Genomic DNA, 22202 nt, shown 5'->3' on the forward strand with positions numbered 1-22202 from the left:
CGTGCCCGACCCCCTGCCGCTTGCCGTCACTATCGGCGACCCGGCAGGGGTCGGCCCGGAAATCGTACTCGAAGCATGGTCCCGGCGCGATGAGCTGCGCCTTCCGGCCTTCGTAGTCTGCGGTTCCGCAAGGGTAATGCAGGCAGCTGGCCGCGCGCTTGGCATTTCCTTTCCTGACAGCCTGATCGCCGAAACAGACGTCGATGCCGACTACCTGCCGGGACAACCGACCCGGGACGGTGCGATGCTGGCCCGCGCCGCCCTGTCGCAGGCCCTGGAACTGGTGCGGACGGGCAGGGCCTCCGGCGTGGTCACCGCGCCCGTTTCCAAGGCGGCAATCTACGCGGTGGACGATACCTTCGTCGGCCAGACCGAGTTTTGCGCCGATGCCTGCGGCGCGCCGCGCAACGATGCCGTGATGATGCTGGCGGGGCCTAGCTTGCGCACCGTGCCGATGACCGTGCATTGCGCGCTTGCGGAGGTGCCCGGTCGCCTGACCCGTGAGCTGATCGTAGAGCGCACCCGTATCGTCGCCCGCTCCCTTGTTACCGACTACGGCATCGCCAACCCCCGCATTGCCCTTGCCGGCCTCAATCCCCATGCGGGCGAGGACGGCCGGATGGGCCGCGAGGAAATCGCGATCATTGCCCCTGCCATCGTGCAGCTACGCGGCGAGGGGATCGACGCCACCGGCCCGCACCCTGCCGACACGCTGTTCGCCCCGCACAAGCGCGGCAGCTACGACGTGGCGATCGCCATGTACCACGATCAGGCGCTGGTGCCGCTCAAGACTCTGGACTTCGACGAAGGCGTGAATGTCACCCTCGGCCTGCCCATCGTGCGCACCTCGCCCGATCACGGGACCGCCTTCGATATCGCCGGCAAGGGCGTGGCACGGGCCAGCGCCATGATCGCCGCCATCCGCATGGCAGGCGAAATAGCCGCGCGGCGGGCGGATGCCTGACCTCCCTCCCCTCCGCCAGGTTATCGCGACGCACGGCCTGTCTGCCAGCAAGGCGCTGGGCCAGAACTTCCTGTTCGACGAGCAATTACTGGATCGCATCGCCGCCATTCCCGGCGACCTCCATGACCATGCCGTGCTGGAAATCGGCCCCGGTCCCGGCGGCCTCACCCGCGCCCTTCTCCGCGCTGGCGCTCGCGTTACCGCCATCGAACGTGACAGCCGCTGTATCCCGGCGCTGGCGGAATTGCAGGAGGCTTTCCCCGACAGGCTGCGCGTGCTCGAGGGCGATGCCCTCGCCCTCGATCACGCGCAGCTGATGGGCGAACCTTTCGCGGTCGCGGCCAACCTGCCGTACAATATCGGCACCTTGCTGTTCACCAGGTGGATGGGAGGGGAGCACTGGCCACCTGACTGGACAAGCCTGACCCTGATGTTTCAGCAGGAGGTCGCCCAGCGGATCGTGGCAAGGCCGGACACCAGCGCCTACGGGCGTCTTGCCGTGCTGGCCCAGTGGCGAGCTGTTCCCAAGCTGGCCATGAAGGTTCACCGCAGCGCCTTTACGCCTCCACCCAAGGTAATGAGCGCGATTGTCCACGTGGAACCGCGCGAGGCACCGTCCGGGGTCAGCGCCAGGGTGCTGGAACGCCTGACGGAGGCCGCCTTTGGCCAGCGCCGCAAGATGCTGCGACAGAGCCTGAAAGGTCTGCCGGGTGCCCTACCCGCGCTGGAATCGTGCGGAATCGAAAGCACCCGCCGCGCCGAAACGCTGACGGTGGAGGAATTTGTCGCCGTTGCCCGCGCGATGGGCGATCAGAAAATCACGTAGGTCACGATCAGATAGGCGGTCGACAGAGCGGTGAGACCGAGCACGGAATAGGTGATGATGACGCCCTTCATCGATGTGTCTTCCTCGATCCTCACAGGATCGAGCTTCTTGCCCGCCTGACGCCTGGCATTGCCGCCACCCGTGAGAAGGCGCGCATCGACCCGCTCTCTCAGGCGCACGCCAAAGCGGCGTCCGTCCACCCAGCGCACCTGGCCCGCCAGTTCGCAGGAATCGAAGTGTACGGTGATGAATTCACCCCGTTCTGGCGGCTGCGCCATCGAACCACGCAGGCCGCGAATACTCACATCGGAAATGCGGGCCCCGCGGCTGCCGCGCGAATCAACCACGCGCGCATTCAGCATCACGGCTTCACGCTGATCGGTTCTGGACTGTTGGCTGTGTGCCAGCATGGCATCCCCTGGGAACGGTTGGCCTTCCCTTATGGATGGAAACCATTAGGACTTGGTAAAGCATGTCGCGAAGCAAGCCCTACCGTGGGCGGAAGCCTTCGCGTCCTCATTAACGCGCTTGTCATCGGGTGTGGGAGTTGCATTGCGCGGTCCGAGAGGTCATGTCGTTTTGGATGCAACCACTTTCCCAGACAGAACGCGATCTCGTTTCCGGCATAGACCAGCAGCGCATGCTGACCCGCACGCAGGAATGGGCAGCCATCAATTCCGGCACCGGTAACCTGGAAGGGCTGGCCCGCATGGCGCAGGAACTGGCGCAAGCCTTTGCCGCGCTTCCGGGTGAGGTGACCCTTCACGATCCGGCCCCGGTCACGGTGGTGGATGCAGAGGGGCGAGAGGCGGAAAAACCCCATGGTCGCCACCTGGTATGCCGCGTGCGACCAGAAGCGAAACGCCGCTTCCTGCTCACCGGTCACATGGACACGGTGTTCCCGGCAGACCATCCGTTTCAGGAGCAGGCATGGCTGGACGATGAGACCCTGAACGGTCCCGGCACCGCTGACATGAAGGGCGGCATCGCGATCATTGCCGAAGCGCTGATGGCGCTGGAAACCAGCGATGCTGCCGCCGGCATCGGTTATGACGTGATGATCAACGCGGACGAGGAAACAGGATCGCTGTCGTCCGCCGCACTGATCGACGAGCTTGCCCGGGGCAAGTTCGCTGCTCTCACCTACGAGCCCAGCGCCCTGCCCGATGGCACGCTGGCCCATGCACGCGGGGGCAGCGGCAACTACAGCGTCACCTTTACAGGCCGGAGCGCTCACGCCGGTCGCAATCCGCAGGACGGTCGCAATGCCATCGTTGCTGCTGCCGATTGCGCCGTGCGACTGAAGGCGATGCAGCACGCCGACCTGCCTATCAACCCTGCGAAGATCGACGGCGGCGCGGCCAACAACGTGGTGCCCGACCATGCCGTGCTGCGTTTCAATATTCGTCCCAAGACTACCGAGGCTGCCGAGGAATTTTCCCGCAATCTCGATGCCTTGGTAAATGCTCTTGCAAGCGAACACGATGTTGAGGTCGCCTTGCACGGCGGCATCTCACGTCCGCCAAAGCCGGTGGACGAGCAGGCGCAGAAGCTTTTCGACCTGGTGCGCGACACAGGTGCCGCGCTGGGTCACACGATCGGCTGGCAAAGCACGGGCGGTGTCTGCGATGGCAACAATATCGCTGCCAACCACGTGCCGGTGGTGGACACGATGGGTGTGCGCGGCGGCAAGATCCACTCGCCCGACGAATTCATGATCGTCCCCTCGCTCACCGAGCGCGCCCAACTTTCCGCCATCGTGCTGCACCGGCTCGCGACGGGAGACATGCTGTGAGCTTCGTCATCCGCCCCGCAGGCATGGAAGACCTGCAGCACCTGTATGAAATGGCAAAGCTGACAGGCGGCGGTTTCACCAACCTACCGCCCGACCGCAACTCGCTGACCGGCAAGCTCGAAGGCTCCCAAACGGCCTTTGCGCGAAGGGGTGACGAGATCGTCGGCGAAACCTTTGTGCTGGTGCTGGAAAATACCGAAACGCAAGTCGTGCGGGGCACCTGCCAGGTGTTTACCGCTGTAGGCCATCGCTGGCCCTTCTACTCCTATCGCATCAACCGCCTGACGCAGTATTCGAAAGAGCTGGACCGCACGGTTTCCGCCGAACTGCTCAGCCTGGTCAACGACCTGGAGGGCACCAGCGAGGTGGGTGGCCTGTTCCTGCATCCGGGGGAACGCGCAGGGGGCCTCGGCATGTTGCTCGCGCGCAGCCGCTACCTGTTCATCGCGGCGCACCGGCACCGTTTTGGCGAGCGTATCCTGGCGGAACTGCGCGGAATTATCGACGAACGCGGCGGCTCCCCCTTCTGGGACGCCATAGGCGGCAAGTTCTTCGGCATGAGCTTTCAGGAAGCGGACGAATTCAACGCCATCCACGGCAACCAGTTCATCGCCGACCTTATGCCCAAGCACCCGGTCTACATCGCCATGCTGGACGAGGAAGCGCGCAAGGTTATCGGCCTGCCCCACCCCAGCGGCCGCGCGGCCATGCGCATGCTGGAAAACGAGGGCTTCTCCTATCAGGGCTATGTCGACATCTTCGATGGCGGCCCCACCATGCTGGCCGATACCGACAAGGTGCGATCCATCGCATGTGCCCACCACGGCGAAGTGGATGAAGACACGCTGGAGAAAGGCGAAAAGGCGCTGATCGCAGCCGGAGAGTTCGAAGACTTCCGTTGCTGCTATGGCGCCCGCGATATTCGCGGCGATGCCATAGCGATCGATGCCCAGTCAGCCGAACTGCTGGGTGTCGGCACAGGGGACAGGGTGTGGAGCATCGCCCGATGAACCTGCAGGAAATCAACTTCGACGGCATCGTCGGCCCCAGTCACAACTACGCTGGCCTGAGCCTTGGTAATCTTGCCGCAACCAAGAACGCCGGTGCAGCGAGTTTCCCGCGCGAGGCCGCTTTGCAGGGCATTGCCAAGATGCGCGCTAACATGGCCATGGGACTGGCACAGGGGTTCTTCGTCCCGCTTCCCCGTCCCAATTCCGGTTGGCTGGAAGCGCTGGCGGTGAATCATGACAGCGATCCGGCACTTATGGCTGGCGCATGGTCGGCCAGTTCGATGTGGACAGCCAACGCCGCCACCGTCAGCCCCGCGCCGGACACCGCGGACGGCAAGTGCCACCTGACGGTCGCCAATCTCGTCACGATGCCGCACCGTTCCCACGAATGGCCCGACACCCTGGCGCAGCTACGACTGGTCTTCGGCGACAGCGATCACTTCGCCGTGCATGCCCCGGTGCCGTCGTGCTTCGGTGACGAAGGTGCGGCCAATCATATGCGCTTTGCCGATAGCCACGGTGGGCCGGGGCTGGAGGTGTTCGTTTACGGCAAGCCGGGCGGTCGTTTCCCCGCGCGCCAGCACGAACAGGCCAGCCGCGTCATCGCCCGCACCCATGGCCTCGATCCCGACCGTGTCCTGTTCGTGGAGCAGAACGCCCAGGCCATCGAGGCGGGTGCGTTTCACAATGATGTGGTGGCCGTGGCAAACGAACAGGTGCTGTTCACCCACGAACTCGCCTTCGCCGACCCGACGGGCACCTATGAAGCGATAGCGGCGCGCTGCCCCGGCACGCAGGTGGTGGAAGTCCCCGCCGACCGCGTCAGTCTGGACGATGCGATAAGCTCTTACCTTTTCAACGCGCAGTTGCTTACCCCGCCCTCAGGCGAAATGACGCTCGTCGTGCCGGAGGAATGCCGCGACAATTCCAACGTGTGGAACTGGCTGCAGGACATGCTGGCCGGCAATGGCCCGATCCGCCACGTCCATGTCGTCGACGTTCGTCAGTCGATGGCCAACGGCGGCGGCCCTGCCTGCCTGCGTCTGCGGGTCGTTGCCGATCCGGCAGCGGTCGACCCCCGTTTCATGCTGGACGAGGCAAAGGCCGACCGGATGGAGGCGGTGATTTCCAGATATTGGCCGCAGACCATTGAAATTGGCCAGATCGGTGACGAGGAACTGGCATACGCCGTCCTCACCGCGCGGGCTAAACTGCTGGAAATTCTGGAAATCGACGAGCTGGGTTGAGCGGCGAGACCGGCACCCTGTCGGTCTGCCTTACACTCCCACCTGTCTTAACCATACAAATGGCGGAACTGCGTGCTTGGCACGGTAGTTGCGATAGTGTGGGTTAAGAAAGGTACATGATGTTCAAGAAGATTTCCCGGCTGTTCGTAATCAAGACCCGTTGGGAAGCCTATCTGATCATCTACGCTCTGGCGCTGGGCGCCATGGACCGCGGTACGCACTATCTCGATCGCTTCCCCGGCTGGGGCGGCTGGATGCTGATGGCCGCATGCAGCGGCGCAGTGTTCCTGGGCGGCGCGAAAATCCTCGACTGCCTGAAGTACGAAAAGGCCGAGAAAGAGGCGCTGAAGGCGATCCCGGAGAAAATCTGATTGTCGGTAAAAGGTGGGGGTTTCTGTTGCTAGCTACCCCCGGAGCCCCGGAATCCGCTTCTGTTGCCCGGTGGGTCCAACCGCGCTTTAGCTTTGTAAATTCAGACCGTTAGGTCTTAAAATTACGCAGCGATTGCGAGTGCTTCGTTATCGTTGGCACTTGTGTGTTGTGAACAGTTTTACGGGTTACTCAGCCCGAGCAAAAACGCCGTCTTTCAGCACACGTCGATCCTGGTTCGGCCCCGTCAGGACTGGCGGAAAACCGCCGATTCTGGTGGAGCCGCCGGGTACTGCCCCCGGGTCCGCTGTACCTATTACACGGCGCAATTTATCGCCATAGCCCGCCGAAGCGAGCAACCCCCATATAGGCGATAATCGCTTAATGTGAAGTGACAGCACGGGTCAGGGAGCGGACAGCAAGTACCGCTCCCCATCCAGGGCCCTAGCCCATCGGGCCATTGCTCGGGGCTCCGGGCGCTCCGCCCTTCAGTGTATCGCGGATTTCGGTGAGTAATTCGATCTCTGTCGGACCGGAAGGCTCCACCGCAGCGGCCGCTTCATCTTCCTTCTTCTCGAACCGTTCCTGGACCCGCTTGGTGTAGCGGACCAGCAGGAAGATCACGAAAGCCAGGATCACGAAGTTGATCACGGTGGATACGAAGTTGCCCCAGGCGAGCACGTTGGCTCCAGCCTCGCGCGCAGCTTCCAGCGACATGCCCGGCTCGATCAGGTCGCCGCCCGCTAGCACGACGTACTTGTCGCTGAAGTCGACGTTACCGAAGATCGCCCCGACGATCGGCATGATGATATCCGCCGTCATGCTGGCAACGATCAGACCAAATGCCCCGGCGATGATGACCGCCACGGCCAGTTCCATCACGTTGCCCTTGGCGATGAATTCCTTGAAGTCCTTGAGCACCGTCCAGTCCCCTTTCCTGATCCCGTAGAACGTTTGGCTGTCGATGCCGCAATACAGGCAAATTGGAAAGTGGTCTTAGGGCTGCGCCTTCTCGGCGCGCATTTCCGCGAGGATTTGCTTTAGGACATCCAGCTGCGGATCGGTCGGGATGTCGCCCTCGGCAGAGCTGTCGGCCGCTTGCTTCTGCTTTTCCTGCATCTCGTCCAGAATGCGGTTCACGGCACGCAGGATGAAGAACAGGGCAAGCGCGATGATGAGGAAATCCACGGTCTGGGTGATGAAATCGCCGTAGCCGATCATCGCGACGCCAGCCTCTTTCAGCTCGGCATAATTGGTCAGGCTACCGTCGTAGTCGGCAGGGATCTCTCCCAGTCTGATGAACCAGTTGGAAAAGTCGATATCACCGAAGATCCAGCCGATTACCGGCATGATCATGCTTTCGTTCAGCGATGTGACGATCCGGCCGAAGGCCGCGCCGATGATGACGCCGATTGCCAGGTCCAGCACGTTGCCGCGGGCGATGAATTTCTTGAATTCGGTGAGCATGTCTCGTCCGATCCCCTTTTTGTTGCACAGGGTCGTAACGTCGATCCTCCAATGAGTGTCCCGCGATTTCGGAGGTGGCATTCCTTGAACAGGCCATCAGCCGTGCTATATAAACAATACACCGCGTTCATCGGAGGGATTCCAGGGTCATGTTCACTCGTCTGGCCAAGGTGGCCACACTCATCGTAGGCACTTTTGCGCTGTCTGCCTGCGGCATCAATTCGGTGCCCGCGGCGGAAGAAAATGCCAAGGCCAAGTGGGCCGATGTGGAAGCCGCTTTTCAGGAGCGCGCGAACCTGCTGCCCAATCTACAGGAAATCGTGATGAGCTCCGCCGAGGAAGAGCGCGCAACGCTGCAAGGCGTGATCGAGGCGCGTGCTTCTGCCACGCGTCCTGAAATTCAGGTGGATACCGACGACCTGAACAATCCGGAAGCGATGCAGCAGTATCAGGCCGCGCAGAACGAATTCGGCAGCGCCCTGTCGCGCCTGCTCGTCTCGGTAGAAGCCTATCCGGAGCTGCGCAGCCAGGAGAACTTCGGCCGTTTCATGACGCAGCTTGAGGGCAGCGAGAACCGCGTGCGCATCGCCATTCGCGACTACAACGAGGCCGTTCGCCAGTATAACACCACGATCCGCACCTTCCCCGACACCATCGGGGCGAACATCATCCACGGCGCGGAACCCATGGTGCCTTACGAGGCGGCTACCGAGGGCGCCGAAGTCGCGCCCGAACTCGACATGCGCAGCGAGTGAAGCTGGCAGCATACCCTCGCCCGCATTTGCGGCACATCATCGTCCTGCTCAGCGCCTTTATGGCGCTGTGCTCGGCGAGCGTGGCGTTCGCGCAGCCGAGTTTCCCCGAGCGCGGCACCGCGCCGGTGGTGGACCAGGCGAACATCATCGACGAGGCGACCGAAGCGCGCCTGACGCAGCAGCTCGACGCATTCGAGGAAGCGAACCAGCGCCAGTTCGTGATCGCCACGGTCGACAGCCTGCAAGGCTATGACATTGCCGATTACGGCTACCAGCTTGGCCGCGAGTGGGGCCTTGGCGATGCAGAGAACAACGATGGCATCATCCTGCTGGTCGCACCGAACGAACGCCGCGTGCGCGTGGAAGTGGGCTATGGCCTCGAACCCATCATTCCCGACGGCCTGGCCTTCGAATACGTCGAGGGGATGAAGGACTATTTCCGCGACGGAAATTTCTCCGGCGGTATCGAATGGGCCGCGAACCAGATCATCACGCAGCTTGAACTGCCGCCTGAAGAGGCTGCGCAGGTCGCGCAGCAGGCCAGCCAGGAACGGCAGAGCAGTGGCGGTTTCCCAATCGGCACGCTGATCTGGCTGGGCTTCATTTTCTTCTTCTTCGTCCTTCCCATACTCGGCGGGGGCAAGAAGCGGCGCTATCGCCGCGGCGGCGTTGGCGGCGTAGTGGGCGACATCATGCTGTGGGAAGCTGGCAAGGCTATCGCCCGCGGCGCATCCGGCGGCAGCGGCTGGGGCGGCGGAGGAGGCTTCGGCGGCGGCTTTGGCGGCGGCGGGGGCTTCTCTGGCGGTGGCGGCTCATTCGGGGGCGGCGGCGCCTCCGGAGGTTGGTAACATGCCGATTCTCAACGAAGCACAGCACACCATCGTGTCGAACGCCGTTGGCGAGGCGGAACTTTCCACCAGCGGAGAGATCGTGCCGGTCCTGGCCCAGCGCTCGGACGCATATTCCGATATCGCCCTGATGTGGGCCGCCGCGATTGCCTTCACCGCGATGAGCGTGTTCGCTGCCCTGCCCGCGCCATTCCTTGACCTGTGGGACAGCCTTGTCGGCGGGTGGGAGCATGAGTGGACGACCGGCGAAACGGCCAGCATGACCATCGCGCTGGGGCTGATTGCCTTTGTCGGAACTTGGCTGCTGCTGCTGATCCCCGCCGTGCGGATCGCGCTGGTCCCTTCACCGGTGAAGCAACAGCGCGTGCGCGAGGAAGCTATCCGCCATTTCAAGGTCGGCGCCGATGGGCGCACCCACGGGCGCACCGGTGTTCTGCTTTACCTTTCCATGCAGGAACATCGGGCCGAAATCGTGGCGGATGAGCCGATCCATGTGAAAGTGGAAGCCGAGGTCTGGGGCGAGGCCATGGCCGACATGCTTGATGAAATTCGCAAGGATTGCATTGCCGAAGGTATCGCCGCCGGGGTCCGCGACGTTGGCGCGGTGCTGGCGCAGCACTTCCCCCGGCAGGACGACGATCGCAACGAATTGCCGGATCGCTTGATCGAACTCTAACGCCGCGATAGCGCAGTCATCATGAGTGACACGAACCAGCTCCCGCCCGAACAAATCCTCTGGGAAGGCGACTGGATCACCGCCCGCAGACGCGGCAAGTGGGAATATGCCACGCGCGTCGGGCATATCCGCGCCGCAGTCATCCTCGCTGTCCAGGACGGCGAAGTGCTGCTGGTGGAACAGTTTCGCGCAGCCCTGAACCGTCGCAGCCTGGAACTGCCTGCCGGCCTGATCGGCGATGACGATGGCGGGGAAGACGACGATCCTCTCAGCGCCGCGAAGCGTGAGCTTGAGGAAGAGACCGGCTACCGAGCTGCGACCTGGGAAGATTGCGGCGCCTTCTACTCCTCCCCCGGCATGACCAACGAAAGCTTCACGCTGTTGAAGGCAAGCGGGCTGACCAGGGTTTCCGCAGGCGGAGGGGTCGAGGGCGAGGACATCACGGTCCACCGCGTGCGGCTTTCCGAGATCGAAAGGTTCATCGCCGACTTCCGCAAGGGGGACGTGGCTATTGACACCCGCATGCTGCTGCTGCTCGGACCGAAGTTGCTGGACGCAGGGTCATGAGGCGGTTGCAGTCGTGCGTGTCCTGGTAACAAGGCGCTGGCCGCATGTCGTAGAGCGAACGCTCCGTGAGCGGTTCGATGTGGTGCTGAACGAAACGGACGTACCGCTTGGGCAGGCCGATCTTGCCGATGCCATGCGCGACTTCGACGTGCTGGCTCCCACCGTCTCCGATCGTATCGACGCCGAGGTAATCGCCGCGGCGGATCGGTGCAGGCTGATCGCCAATTACGGCGTCGGGTTCGACCATATCGACATCGCTGCTGCCAGTGCGAAAGGCATCGCCGTCACCAACACGCCGGGCGTGCTGACCGATGCCACGGCAGATCTTGCCCTCACCCTGATGCTGATGACCGCACGCCGCGCCGGTGAAGGCGAGCGCGAACTGCGGGTGGGCCGGTGGACCGGCTGGCGGCCCACTCACATGATCGGCAGTGGATTGAAAGGTAAGGTGCTTGGCGTGGTCGGCATGGGCCGCATCGGCATGGCCACCGCCAGGCGCGCCCGAATGGGTTTCGGCATGGACATCATCTATCATTCTCGCAGCGCGAAGCGTGAGGCAGAGGCGCTGGATGCCAAATTCTGCGCCGACCTTCATTCCCTCTTGGCAAAGTCGGATTTCGTGTCGTTGCACGTGCCAGGCGGGAGGCATACCAAAAACCTGATCGACGCAGCAGCAATCCGCGCGATGAAGCCGGGTAGCTACCTGATCAATACCGCGCGCGGGGCCGTGCTGGACCATGCCGCTCTGGCACAGGCACTCGCGTCGGGCCATCTCGCCGGTGCGGGTCTCGATGTCTATCCGGACGAACCGCATGTACCCCCCGAACTGCTCGGCCTGGAGAACCTTGTCATGCTGCCGCATCTCGGCAGCGCCACTGCCGAAGCGCGCGAGGCGATGGGCCGCCGCGCGCTGGCCAACATCGATGCATTCGCCAAAGGCGAGCCCTTGCCCGACCCGGTCACATGAACGATCCCCTCACCGACCTGATCGCTGCCGAGGGCTTGCCCGCCGACTATATTGAGGTGGTGCAGCAGTTCTGGCAGCCGCTGGCTACGCGCATCGCGCGCCTTCCTGCCTCGCGTGCGCCGCTGGTGATCGGCATCAATGGCGCTCAGGGTACGGGCAAGAGCACGCTGTGCCGGTTCCTGGAAGTGCTGCTGGCGCGCCGCCAGATCCGCGCGGTGACGCTCTCGCTAGACGACCTTTACCTTACCCGTGCCCAGCGGCTGCAACTGGCGCAGGATGTTCATCCCCTACTCCGCACGCGCGGCGTGCCAGGCACCCACGCCGTGGGTCTGGGCTTGCATATCATCGAGGACATGCTGGCTGGCCGTCCGCTGGAACTACCCCGCTTCGACAAGAGCAGGGACGACCGTGCGGAAGAAGCCGAGCGGATCACCGGGCCTGTCGACGTATTGCTGCTGGAAGGCTGGTGCGTTGGGGCAAAGCCGCAGGATGCCGCGGCGCTGGCCGAACCGGTAAACGAACTGGAGCGCGTCGAGGATCCGGACGGCATCTGGCGCGGTCTCGTCAATCACTGGTTGCAGGAGGATTACGCCCGCCTGTTCGAACAGCTGGACTTGCTGGTGATGCTGAAGGTGGACGATTTCGATGTAGTCAGCCGCAATCGCGCCCTGCAGGAAGAGAAGCTACGGCGAGACAATCCCGATGCCACGGCAACTATGGATGACGCTGCGCTGGCGCGTTTCTGCGACCATTACGAACGGCTCACCCATCACATGCTATCGGAGATGCCGGAGCGTGCCGACGTGGTGATCGAGATCGGTCCCGATCAGAGGCCGATATCTGTACAGGCCCCAAGCTGACGGTGAAGGTGCATCGCAGCCGGAGAGGAGGAAATGGGTGCCGAGGCGGAGGGGAAGGAAAGAGGGCCTCGCGCATCCGGCCACGATGCACTTCCGATGTAGGCCTCTTATGGGCAAACGAAATACGGGCTTTGGCCCAGTCGGCGGGTGGGCCTAAATGCCCGCTTCCACGGCGAGACGGATCATCTCGGCAGAGCTTTGCGCACCGAGTTTTTCCATCGCAATGCCGCGGTGCATCTTGATGGTCTTCTCCGACAGGCCGAGCTCCCAGGCGATCTGCTTGTTGCGCAGGCCACTGGCGACCATCTGCAGGACTTCCAGCTGCCTTTTCGAGAGGTCCTTGATCTTCTCCGCCGCCCTGATCCGGCGGGTGAGGCTGGGCCCCTGAGCATCTTCCGCGAGTTCGACCTGCGAGCCGAAGAAGTACGACAATTCGCCATCGTCATCGAAAATGGGGGCGACGACCACCGCGTTGCGAAACGGGGTGCCGTCCTTCTTGTAGTTGAGGATTTCGACCATCACCGGCTTGCGTTCGCGCACGCCCTGGCGGATCGTTTCGGTCAGCCAGGGTTCCGTTCCCGGTCCAGCCAGAAAGCGGCAATTACGCCCGACGATCTCGCTTTCGTCGTAGCCGGTCAGGTCCATGAAGGGCTGGTTGCAGGCGATGATCGGATTATCAGGCAAACGCGGATCGCTGACCACGGATGCAACCGGACTGGTATCGATCAGGTCGACCACTGCCGGATCTGAAGCGTTCATTATCTTTCCTACCACATCACTCCTTTAGCCCGCATAGTTGCGCAAGGCAAAGACAACAGCCAGACTAATTTTTCACACGGTCAGCATAACGGATTTTGTAACTCCCCAAAACAAGCGATCTGTTGCACATTCGACAGAAGCGAGCCGAGCCGGAGACCCATGGAGCAACTGTCTGTCCTTTACATCGAGGATGACGAGGTCATCGCCAATGCGACGCGTGATGGCGCCCGCGAGCACGGCGTGGCGATCGAACTGGCACACACCGGGGAGAAAGGCCTGCACCGCGCCGGCTCTGACGAATTTGACGTGATCATTCTCGACCGCATGTTGCCCGATCTCGACGGGATCGAGATCGTGTCGCGTTTGCGCGCAGCGGGCGTGACCGTGCCGGTCTTGATGCTCTCCGCGCTGGGCCGCGCGGAAAACCGGATCGAGGGGCTGGATGCCGGGGTGGACGATTACATGGCCAAACCCTTCGAACCGGACGAGCTGCTCGCGCGGCTTCGCGCCCTGCATCGCCGCGCAACCAACAGGGAGGCAAGCGCGCTGATCCTGTTCGGCGATTTCGAATGCCACGTGAAGGCACGCACCGTGCACCGGGCGGGCCACCACATCCCGCTCAGCCCCAAGGAGTTCAATCTCTTCAAATACCTGATCGAGAACGCGGGAGAGATCGTTACCAAGGACATGCTGCTGCGCAACGTGTGGAACCTGAACTTCGACCCCGAGACGAATGTCATCGAAGTGAACATCAACCGCCTGCGCCGCAAGCTAGATGAAGGATTTGAAAAGCCCTGCCTCGAGACTGTCCGCGGTATGGGCTATCGCCTGACTGCATGATGGGCCTCCCGCTATCTGAAGAACGCGTGTCATTCACGAAATCGCTGTCCGGTCGCTTCACCCTGGCAGCAATTGCGCTTGCGCTGGCCGTGTTCGCGATGTTGGCTGTTGCTACGGAGTGGTACGTGCGCGAGGCTTCGGACAAGGCACTGACGCAGGCGGTGGACACCGATCTTGCCGGCCTTGTCGATATATACGCCTCCTCCGGTCGCCAGGAACTGCTCGACCGGATCGAGGACCGCCTGGCCATGAAAGCCTACGACCAGGCAGACCGGCACTATCTCGTCGCCGATGCCACCGGGCAGCCTGTCGGAGGCGATATCCCGCGCTGGCCCAACCTCTCGGCCGAAAATTCCGCCAGCGGCACGATAATGCTCGAAGATGGGAGCGAAGCGCGCGCCCGCGCCACCCAGCTCGACGAAGGTCTGACCCTTGTCGTCGCCCACGGCGCGGATGAACAGTCGGCGCTGCTGCGCGACCTTCGCAGCGCTTTCCTGATCGGGCTGGCCATTGCGCTGCTGGCAATCCTGCTGCTGGGCATCGTCAGCTCCCGTGCCCTGCGCGCTCGGGTGAATGACCTGAACCGCGCCTTCGCGGAAGTGGGCGACCAGTCGGGCAAGATCGAATTTCCCGGCTATTGCAGCGAGGACGAACTGGGCCTGCTCGCCCGCAACGGCAGCGCCATGGCAGAACGGATCATCGGGCTGATCGCCGCCCACCGCCATGTCTCCGACCAGATTGCCCATGAAATGCGCACGCCGCTGATGCATCTCGACATGCGGCTGCGCCAGGCCATTGCCGAAAGCGAGGACTCCGAAACGCTATCCACGCTGGCGCAATCGCGCGAGGATATTCGCGGCGTGGCACGCATGCTCGATTCCTTGCTGGATATCGCTTCCAGCGAAGCACGCCGCAGCGACCGGTCCGGCTTCGAATCCATCGACCTTTCCGCCCTCGTGGCCGATCTGGCGGACCTGTTCGAGGAAAGCGGCGCGGACGCCGATATCGCGTTCGAGGCGCAGATTGCCGAAGGCGTGCAATTCGATGGCGACCGGATGCAATTGACCCGCATGGTTTCCAACCTGCTGGACAACGCCTTCAAGTTCACACCCGCGGGCGGCTTCGTCGAACTAACCTTGAAGCCCGGCCCCGAATTGCGCGTGCGCGATTCCGGCCCCGGCGTTCCTGACGAGGACAAGCCGCGCATCTTCGACCGGTTTGTGCGCGTCGGCGGCCAGACAAAAGGTCACGGCCTTGGCCTTGCCCTCGTCCGCGCCATTGCCTTGCGCCACGGCCTGAAGGTAGAATGCCAGGACGGTAATCCGGGTGCCGAATTCGTGATCTCCAGGGGAGCGAAAGCGTGAAGAAGTTCTCCATGCTTGGCCTGCTGGTACTATCGCCCGGCTGCGTCGCGACGGCGCAGGATGCACCGGTTGAGGAGCCGCACGCGGTCGCGCCCGCGATACCGGCAGAACAGGTGGCAGAGGCGCTGGCAAGCGGGCACAGGGCTTTTGCCAGCAACGGTTCCGCGCAGGAATTGGCGGACACTGCCGTGCAACTGCAGAACCTTGGCGCAAGACCTGCCGAGGATGATGAAGATAACCGGGCCACCATATGGCTCTCCGCCGCGCGCGAGCGTGGCCTGGCAGGCGAAACACCGCCGTTCCGCGGCAGATTGCTAGGACCTGCTTACCGTTCGGGGATGCTCGCGCCGGGCGAAGTAAGCGAAACCTCGCAGTTGTTTCTCGCAGGTGAGCAGGCCGAGGTGGTCGCCATCCCGGTGGAGCGGACTGATCTGCAACTGGAAATCGTCGAAGGCGAGGGAGAGCGCAATTGCACCCCTCCTGCCACGGCCGCACGATCCGTCTGCCGCTGGATCCCGATCTTTACCAGCCGGTACAGCATCCGCGTGCGCAACGCGGGCGATCGCGCCAGCGAGTTCTATCTCGTCACCAACTGACTTTTGTCATCGCCATGAAAAAAGGCCCGCCCGCTTTTCCGCGGCCGGGCCAGTCCCCCGTTTCCTCCCCCTCCCCCCGGTATGGCCACCGGGAGGAAGGGGAGCAGAGATCAGTCTATCTGGCTGGCGAGATATGCGTTGAGCCGCTCCATTTGCGCTGCGGAGAACTGGATGCCGCTGTTCGCAAGGGCGTTCAGACCCGGCGCGATGGGCGGGCTGCCTGCCCCATTGCCACCCGGAACGATGGAACCGGTGGCAGGTACGCTCCAGCGGGCCCAGCTCATGGCCGCAGCATCGGTTGATCCGGCAGCAGGAGACGTATTTGCTGCACCTTCCTGGCCGAAAATTGCCAGGCCTGACGCGCCGATGGTGCCGTTCTGGGCACTGGCATCCGTCACGTTCATCGCCAGTGCTGCATAGTCGGCATTGGCGCCGTAGAGCGTGCCCGAGACATTGACGATGCATGACCCGGCGCAGGCTCCGCCGGTCGCGGTGACGGTGTTGTTCGTGCTGGTGAAAGTCCCGCCGAAGGTCCAGCCAGCACTGCCGATCGAAATGGCGAACTGGCTCGCGGAGGGATTGGCTGCACCCCCGGTGGTGGAAACCGCCCAGCCCATGCCGCCGACTTCCATCGACAAGTCGTAGCCGACGCCCAGCGAGGCGAAATCGATCGCCAGGTCGCCTGTCAGGGTTCCCGGCGCAGAGCCGCGATTGTCGGTGGGAGAGGTGCCGCCAATCAATTCGTAGGCGATGGTGCCGCTCGGCAGGTTCACGGTCGGCGTGCCGGCCATGACATGATAGCCCTCGTTGCCGCCCAGTACGGTGTCGAAATTACCCACCACGGTGCGCGTTTCGACCGTACCGTTGGTCCAGCGGGCCCAGGCCATGTCGCCAACGTCGCCCGCCTCGACCACGCTTGCCGACGCGACATCGACAGTGCCGAGGATCGAGGTAAACTTCGTCAGTCCGCCGTTCACCAGATCGGCGCTGCCGCCAAATCCGCTGGCAAGGGAACCGTCGAGGTAGGTATAATAGACGATACCGTCTCGCGTGCCGGTGAAATCGCTGGTGGTCGGTCCCCCGCCTGTGTTGCCGCCCGTATCGCCGCTTTGCGCCGCGAACACAGCGCTGCCGCGCAGCGATGATCCCGGTATGGAAATGAGGTAATCCAGTCCGGCGTAACCCGCACCCTCGCCCGCCAGGAAGCCATTGATGCTGGTTGCAGCCACGCCTCCGGTCGGGGTGTTGATGTTGCCCGAGAAGGTGCCGTTGGATGTCAAGCCGAGCCTGCTGGACGGATCGAAGGCATAGCTGGCACCTTCAAAGCTGACCTGGGCATCGATGCCCACCTGCATCGTGGCAAAATTCACGAGCAGGGACCCCGTGAACGTCCCGAGAATGTCGGCCTTGCTGGCGAGACTGCTGGTCACCGATGTCGCATAGTGCAGGTCATAGGTAATCTCGCCCGCCGTCGGCCTATTGGTGACCGGCGTGCCCCATAGCAGGTAATGGCTATCGTCCAGACGCTGGGCAGTCAGCCGGTTGCCGTTTGTGGCCAGCCGGTCGTACGTCACGCTGCCATCGTCCGGCGCCAGATAGCGCGCCCAGCCCACGGCGTTGTCCAGCGTCCCGCCTTCGACGGCGAAGTCCGACGTCGAGCCGTTGATGGCGAACGACCGGACCCTGCCGACACTTGCGGAATTTGTCGCGGCGGTAAGCAGGCTGTCACGCACCGTGGGATCGCTAGCGAAACCGACCGTGCGCGCCGCGTTCTGCATGTAGGTGAACATAAGCCCGTTGGCGCCCAAGGCCACGTCATCAGCGGTGCTTCCACCGCCAAGATCGATGGCATCGCCCTTGGCAAAGGCCGCAGTGCCGTCGATGAAGGTATTGGGTATGTTGTTCGAGCGGATCGAATAGGAAAGACCCATGTGGCTTGCCCCGTCGCCTGCAAGGAAACCTTCGACAAAGCCCGTACAGGTCGAGCCGCAGAAAGCGGAGGCCGAGTCCACGAACACCGCATTGTCGCTGCCCCGGAACCCGTTGACGATGCCCAGCGTGTGGAACATTCCGTCGAACGGATTGATGGCTAGGGTACTCTGCGTCGGATCAGTCAGCTTGCCTGCGGTGTAGAGGTTGAAGCTGTCCGGCCCGCTGATGATGTTGAGATCGAGCGCCACCACTGGGCTTACACCGAAGACCACTGCGGCACCGCCAGATACCGATCCGGTAGACGTGCTTTCATCGTGCCGCGTGGGCATGGTGAACCCGATCAGATCGTAGGCCACGGCCCCGCTGGCGGGCATATTGCTTAGCGGTGCGCCGGCGATTACGTGATAGCCGCCGTTCGGCCCAACCGGCACCAACGTCTGGTTGTACCAGTTGCCGCCGGGTGTGCCGTCGCTCCACCGTGTCCAGGCGAGAACGCCGTTACCTGCCGTGCCGGTATCCGCCAGCACCATGTTGCCGCTCGTCAGCGCCTCGTTCGGGTCGAGCGACGCCTCGTAACCGATGGGAATGCCATCGGCATTGTAGGTGACTTTGCTGAGCGTGTGCACATCGTCGCCAATCAACTTGTTGGCAAAGGCGATCGACTGGTTCTGCAGGGTGGTGGTGACAGGGGCTGGCGACGTTCCCAAACCCGTGATGGGTGTGCCGCCGGTTCCGAACACCGCCACGCCCTGCATTGCGTTATTCGCGGCCTGATCGAAGATGTTGTAGGTGAAACCGGCTGCCGAGGCACCTGCACCAAACAATCCGCCGAACACCTGTGCCTGGCAATAACCGTTGCAGGTGCTGGCCGTCAGCGACGTGATAGCAAGGTTCTGGTTCTCAAACTGGCCGCTTCCATTGACGCCCATGCCGCCTGAAAGCGGGTTGGCCGCGCCGCCGGTGGTCTGCACACGGTAGCCCTCACTGCCTGTCAGAACATCGAAGTTGAGGCCAACCAGAGGCACGCCGCCGCCAAAGGCAACGGCCAGCTCGCCGGTGAAATAGGCTGTGCTGCCTGCAACGCCGCGCCGGTCGTTCGGCGCAGTGCCGCCTACCAGATTGTAGGAGACGATGCCGCTGGTAGGCATGTTGGTGGCAGGCGTGCCCACCAGCAGGTGTTCGCTGACATTGGTGCCATTCTGACCAGTGCCGACGTAATAGCGGCTCCAGGCGACCGCATTCCCGATGCGGCCGAATTCCCGCAGGTCAGCCGTGCGCGAACTGTAATCGAATGTCTGGTTACCTGCCTGGCTCTTCAATTCCACCCGCGTGATGCGACCATCGGCGTCGATATCGGCGTCGGTTGCGGTGTTCGTGCGCAGGGCATCGGTGCCGAAAACCCAGGCATTGATACCGGCAAGCTGCGGTGCCGTACCGTTCTGAAGGCCGCCGAACTGATCCGGCACGCCGCCCGCTGCAAGGAAGGCGAGGTAGTCGTTGAGGAACGTAAACGCTTCGCCCTGGAAGTTACCCGCCAGCAAGCCCGCGCCGGAAAGCGCGGCGAGGTAGGCTTCCACCTGATTTTGAGTCAGGGCCGTATACTCGCTTGGCAGTCCGCCATTGGCGAGGAAGGCGTAGAACTGGGCAATCGCGCTAAGGTAATCGGCATAAACGGGAATGCCGCCGAACTCTGCCGGATCGCCGCCAGCCTGGATGAAGGCATAGTAGCCGTCGAAGAAATCGTTCAGCCCGGCAAAGGAACCGAAGCCCCCCTGCACCTGTGCGAGTGCGGCCAGGTAAGCCTCGATGGTTGCCTGATCCAGCGCGGTGTAGTCACCCGGAAGGCCACCGCCTGCAAGGAACGCGAAGTAGGCGTTCAGCGCCGTGACGTAATTTGCATAGATCGGGAGACCCGCGAACCCGCCTGCGCTGCCACCGCCCTGCAGGTAAGCGAAGTAGCTGGCGTAGAAAGCCGCGGCATCGCCGCCAATCTGCAAGTTAAACCCGCCCGCAGCATTCAGGGCCGCGAGATAGGCGGTGATCTGCTGCTGGGTCAGCGCGGTGTAGTCCGCAGGCAGTCCGCCCCCCGCCAGGAACTCGAAATAGGCCTGCAATGCGCTGGCATAGGTATCGTAAAGCGGCAATCCGGCGAATTCATTCGGGTTTCCGCCAGCCGAGAGGAAAGCGAAATACTGCGTGTAGAACGTGCCGAGGTTGCCCAGCTGCTGCGACAGCCCGCCCGCCGACGCCAAGGCAGAAAGGTATGCCTGGATTTGCTGCTGCGTCAGCGCGGTATAGTCGCCCGGCAGGCCACCGTTGTCGAGGAAGGCGAAATAGGTCTGCAGCGCGCCAACGTAATCGGCATAGACCGGCAGCCCCGCGAACAGGTCCGGATTTCCGCCGCCTGCGAGGAAGGCGAAATAGCCATTCAGCAATCCTGCATTGGCCCCCAGCAGGTTTTCCAGCTGGCCCGACTGGTCGAGCGCGGCGAGGTAGTTTGCCAGCACTTCCAGCTCGGTCGCGGTAAAGTCGCTGGGCAGACCGCCTGCGGCTAGAAAGTTTGCGTAGGCGTTGAGGGCATCGGCGAAGACCGGCAGGTTCAACACCGGCAGGCCGGTATAGATGTCGGGATTGCCGCCGCTTGCCAGATATTGCGCATAGGCGGTGTAGAACGCGCCAAGGTCCGGCAGGAAGGCACCGGTCGCGCCCGCCGCTTCCAGCGCGGCGACATAGGCGGCGATCTGCTGCTGCGTCAGCGCGGAATAGTCGCTCGGCACACCGCCGTTCAGCAGGTAATCGTAGTACGCCTGCAACTGCGTGACATAGCCGGCAAAGATGTTCGCATTCAGCCCCGCATAGGCATCGGGATTGCCGCCCGCTTGTACGAAAGCGAGGTAGTCGGCGAAGAAATCCGCCTGCGCCGCTGGCAGCGTGCCCAGCAAGCCTGCGGCCTGCAACGCTTCGAGATAGGCCTGGAGCGTGGCAGCATCCTGTGCGGAGAAATCGCTGGGCAGGTTGCCCCCCGCCAGGAAGGCGAAATAGTCGTCCAGCGCGCTACGGTATTCTCTGACGAAGCCTAGTCCGCCGTTGGCAAGATAGGCCGCCAGCAACGCGCGGTTGGACGCGGAAAGCTGCGCCAGCAGCCCGCTGTCGTCGAGGAAGGCAATATATTCCTCGACCACCTGGGCGGAAGCGCCGGTAAAGTCCGCCGGATCGCCGCCATTCCGCACGAAGGCGAAGTAGGCTTCCACCAGGTCGGTGAACTGGCCGGTGAAGGCATTGGCATTTCCGCCACCTGCCAGAAAAGCGAGATAGGCGTCGACCAGCACCTGGTCCTGCTCGGCCAGTTGACCTAAGAGTCCGAGACGTGAGCGATAAGCAAGGAAGGCGTTGATATCGCCCACCCTGGCCGCATCGAAGCTGGATGGGCGTGCCCCGCTGCGCAGCAGGTTCAGGTACTGGCTCACGAAACCAGCGTAGGACGTAAGGAAATTAGCACCCGAGCCGCCGTTCGCCAGGAATTCCAGGTACGTGCGGATAATATCAGCCTGCGCCTGCGGGAACGGGGTCCCGCCGTAAACGCCTTCCAGTTGCCCAGCGGCTGCCACCAGCAGCGCCAAGTCTCCGCTGGGGAAGGTCGCGATGTCCGGATTGGCTGCGGCAGCCTCCACGCTGCGCGCTGCGCCCAGGATGTCACTGGATGCGCCCGCTGCCGCCAGCGCGTCCCCCAGAGAGACGGGCAGGCCGTTCTGCGCTGCCGCAACGGGACCACCTGTATCGAGCTGCGCGACACGGACGGGGCCAGTGCGGTTGGTGGCTGACGGCGTGGCCTGCACGCCGCTGGAAACCGCCATGCGCAGGCCGCTGTCACCGGCACTCGCCCAGTGCTCCCCTGCTCCGAAACTGCGTTCGTTGCGACCGCGTGCGACAGTGACGGCGCCTGTCAGCGTATGACCGGCGCTCTGACCGTCTTCGCCGACCCTGAAACTGGCTGCGCTGCCAGCACCGGTAACCGTTCCCTGCACACCATCGGGCATGCGCACGATGCCTGCCGCGCCCTCGGCACCAGCTACGGTTACGGATCCTGCGTGCAGGTCCACCGTGCCATCGGACTCGATCGTGTATTCAGCCCTGTCGACGAACGACAGCATGACCCCGCTGGCCAGGCGTACCTGTGTCACTCCGTCAAGCTGGGTCGTGCGCTGACCCACGGCGACTGCCGTGGTGCCGTTGTCGCTGAAGATCACCTCCTGCGCGCTGGCCGGAGCCACGGAGAGCGCGACGCCCGATGCAGACAGGAGCAGCGCCGCGAAGCGGCGGCTGCGGGCGGGACGATTGCGGTTGGTCGTGTGTGTCATGT

The 22202-nt window shown here is 63.2% G+C and carries 20 protein-coding genes and 1 other RNA gene; 15 read left to right on the forward strand and 6 right to left on the reverse strand.

What is annotated here, in order from left to right; translation table 11 throughout:
- Window position 1 precedes the first annotated feature (1 nt).
- Together pdxA and rsmA are read left to right on the forward strand one after the other, a co-directional pair.
- Window positions 2-964, forward strand: a complete 963-nt coding sequence (pdxA, locus tag D2V07_RS04940) for a 4-hydroxythreonine-4-phosphate dehydrogenase PdxA (RefSeq protein WP_119585360.1) — start codon at window positions 2-4, stop codon at window positions 962-964.
- Window positions 957-1790, forward strand: a complete 834-nt coding sequence (gene rsmA, locus D2V07_RS04945; RefSeq protein WP_119585362.1) for a 16S rRNA (adenine(1518)-N(6)/adenine(1519)-N(6))-dimethyltransferase RsmA — start codon at window positions 957-959, stop codon at window positions 1788-1790. Before pdxA ends, rsmA begins: the two co-directional genes overlap by 8 nt.
- Here rsmA and D2V07_RS04950 read toward each other — a convergent pair.
- Entirely contained in the window at window positions 1775-2200 is a 426-nt protein-coding gene (locus D2V07_RS04950) for a PilZ domain-containing protein (RefSeq protein WP_119585364.1), read from the reverse strand. The genes rsmA and D2V07_RS04950 overlap by 16 nt on opposite strands.
- Before the next feature lie 173 nt (window positions 2201-2373).
- Here D2V07_RS04950 and D2V07_RS04955 point away from each other — a divergent pair, with 173 nt between their 5' ends.
- From D2V07_RS04955 to D2V07_RS04970, 4 genes are all read left to right on the forward strand, one after another.
- Window positions 2374-3585: a hydrolase gene (locus tag D2V07_RS04955; protein WP_119586062.1), complete on the forward strand. Its 1212-nt coding sequence runs from the start codon at window positions 2374-2376 to the stop codon at window positions 3583-3585.
- Window positions 3582-4595, forward strand: a complete 1014-nt coding sequence (locus D2V07_RS04960; protein WP_119585366.1) for an arginine N-succinyltransferase — start codon at window positions 3582-3584, stop codon at window positions 4593-4595. Before D2V07_RS04955 ends, D2V07_RS04960 begins: the two co-directional genes overlap by 4 nt.
- The gene (locus D2V07_RS04965; RefSeq protein ID WP_119585368.1) at window positions 4592-5842 is read left to right on the forward strand and encodes an N-succinylarginine dihydrolase; all 1251 of its coding nucleotides are present in this window, start codon (window positions 4592-4594) and stop codon (window positions 5840-5842) included. Before D2V07_RS04960 ends, D2V07_RS04965 begins: the two co-directional genes overlap by 4 nt.
- Before the next feature lie 119 nt (window positions 5843-5961).
- Complete coding sequence (locus D2V07_RS04970; protein WP_119586064.1) at window positions 5962-6213, forward strand: hypothetical protein; 252 nt, start codon at window positions 5962-5964, stop codon at window positions 6211-6213.
- A gap of 49 nt (window positions 6214-6262) precedes the next feature.
- On the opposite strand, the gene ssrA is transcribed toward D2V07_RS04970, so the two are convergent.
- The 3 genes from ssrA to mscL (D2V07_RS04985) form a co-directional block, all read right to left on the reverse strand.
- Window positions 6263-6606, reverse strand: a transfer-messenger RNA (tmRNA) gene (gene ssrA, locus D2V07_RS04975).
- A 49-nt stretch (window positions 6607-6655) separates the two neighbouring features.
- A complete protein-coding gene (mscL, locus tag D2V07_RS04980) occupies window positions 6656-7132 on the reverse strand; it encodes a large conductance mechanosensitive channel protein MscL (RefSeq protein ID WP_119585370.1) in 477 nt (158 codons plus the stop codon).
- Between the two features lie 75 nt (window positions 7133-7207).
- A complete protein-coding gene (mscL, locus tag D2V07_RS04985; protein WP_119585372.1) occupies window positions 7208-7678 on the reverse strand; it encodes a large conductance mechanosensitive channel protein MscL in 471 nt (156 codons plus the stop codon).
- Window positions 7679-7827: 149 nt separating this feature from the next.
- Between mscL (D2V07_RS04985) and D2V07_RS04990 the strand changes: the two genes are divergently transcribed.
- Genes D2V07_RS04990 through D2V07_RS05015 form a run of 6 tightly spaced genes read left to right on the forward strand, consistent with a single transcriptional unit; the run spans window position 7828 to window position 12351 of the window.
- Window positions 7828-8433, forward strand: a complete 606-nt coding sequence (locus tag D2V07_RS04990) for a LemA family protein (RefSeq protein WP_119585374.1) — start codon at window positions 7828-7830, stop codon at window positions 8431-8433.
- On the forward strand, window positions 8430-9281 hold the full coding sequence (locus tag D2V07_RS04995; protein WP_233548247.1) for a TPM domain-containing protein: 852 nt from the start codon (window positions 8430-8432) through the stop codon (window positions 9279-9281). Before D2V07_RS04990 ends, D2V07_RS04995 begins: the two co-directional genes overlap by 4 nt.
- A gap of 1 nt (window position 9282) precedes the next feature.
- Complete coding sequence (locus tag D2V07_RS05000) at window positions 9283-9957, forward strand: TPM domain-containing protein (RefSeq protein ID WP_119585376.1); 675 nt, start codon at window positions 9283-9285, stop codon at window positions 9955-9957.
- Between the two features lie 21 nt (window positions 9958-9978).
- Window positions 9979-10524: an NUDIX hydrolase gene (locus tag D2V07_RS05005; protein WP_119585378.1), complete on the forward strand. Its 546-nt coding sequence runs from the start codon at window positions 9979-9981 to the stop codon at window positions 10522-10524.
- Window positions 10525-10537: 13 nt separating this feature from the next.
- Window positions 10538-11491, forward strand: a complete 954-nt coding sequence (locus D2V07_RS05010) for a 2-hydroxyacid dehydrogenase (RefSeq protein ID WP_119585380.1) — start codon at window positions 10538-10540, stop codon at window positions 11489-11491.
- The gene (locus D2V07_RS05015) at window positions 11488-12351 is read left to right on the forward strand and encodes a kinase (protein ID WP_119585382.1); all 864 of its coding nucleotides are present in this window, start codon (window positions 11488-11490) and stop codon (window positions 12349-12351) included. The genes D2V07_RS05010 and D2V07_RS05015 overlap by 4 nt, the downstream gene beginning before the upstream one ends.
- 153 nt (window positions 12352-12504) lie before the next feature.
- Here D2V07_RS05015 and D2V07_RS05020 read toward each other — a convergent pair whose 3' ends face one another.
- Window positions 12505-13110, reverse strand: a complete 606-nt coding sequence (locus D2V07_RS05020; RefSeq protein ID WP_119585384.1) for a LuxR C-terminal-related transcriptional regulator — start codon at window positions 13108-13110, stop codon at window positions 12505-12507.
- A 159-nt stretch (window positions 13111-13269) separates the two neighbouring features.
- Here D2V07_RS05020 and D2V07_RS05025 point away from each other — a divergent pair, with 159 nt between their 5' ends.
- The 3 genes from D2V07_RS05025 to D2V07_RS05035 are packed head-to-tail and all read left to right on the forward strand — an operon-like array spanning window position 13270 to window position 15910.
- Window positions 13270-13950 (forward strand): response regulator transcription factor, encoded by a 681-nt coding sequence (locus tag D2V07_RS05025; RefSeq protein WP_119585385.1) that lies wholly within the window; start codon window positions 13270-13272, stop codon window positions 13948-13950.
- On the forward strand, window positions 13947-15314 hold the full coding sequence (locus D2V07_RS05030; protein WP_119585387.1) for a sensor histidine kinase: 1368 nt from the start codon (window positions 13947-13949) through the stop codon (window positions 15312-15314). Before D2V07_RS05025 ends, D2V07_RS05030 begins: the two co-directional genes overlap by 4 nt.
- Window positions 15311-15910, forward strand: coding sequence for a hypothetical protein (locus tag D2V07_RS05035; RefSeq protein ID WP_119585389.1), 600 nt, complete (start codon window positions 15311-15313; stop codon window positions 15908-15910). The genes D2V07_RS05030 and D2V07_RS05035 overlap by 4 nt, the downstream gene beginning before the upstream one ends.
- Window positions 15911-16020: 110 nt before the next feature.
- Here D2V07_RS05035 and D2V07_RS05040 read toward each other — a convergent pair whose 3' ends face one another.
- Window positions 16021-22200: a beta strand repeat-containing protein gene (locus tag D2V07_RS05040; RefSeq protein WP_119585391.1), complete on the reverse strand. Its 6180-nt coding sequence runs from the start codon at window positions 22198-22200 to the stop codon at window positions 16021-16023.
- Window positions 22201-22202: the final 2 nt, after the last annotated feature.

This window comes from Aurantiacibacter zhengii (assembly GCF_003584125.1).
In the GTDB taxonomy this organism is placed as follows: Bacteria; Pseudomonadota; Alphaproteobacteria; order Sphingomonadales; family Sphingomonadaceae; genus Alteraurantiacibacter; species Alteraurantiacibacter zhengii.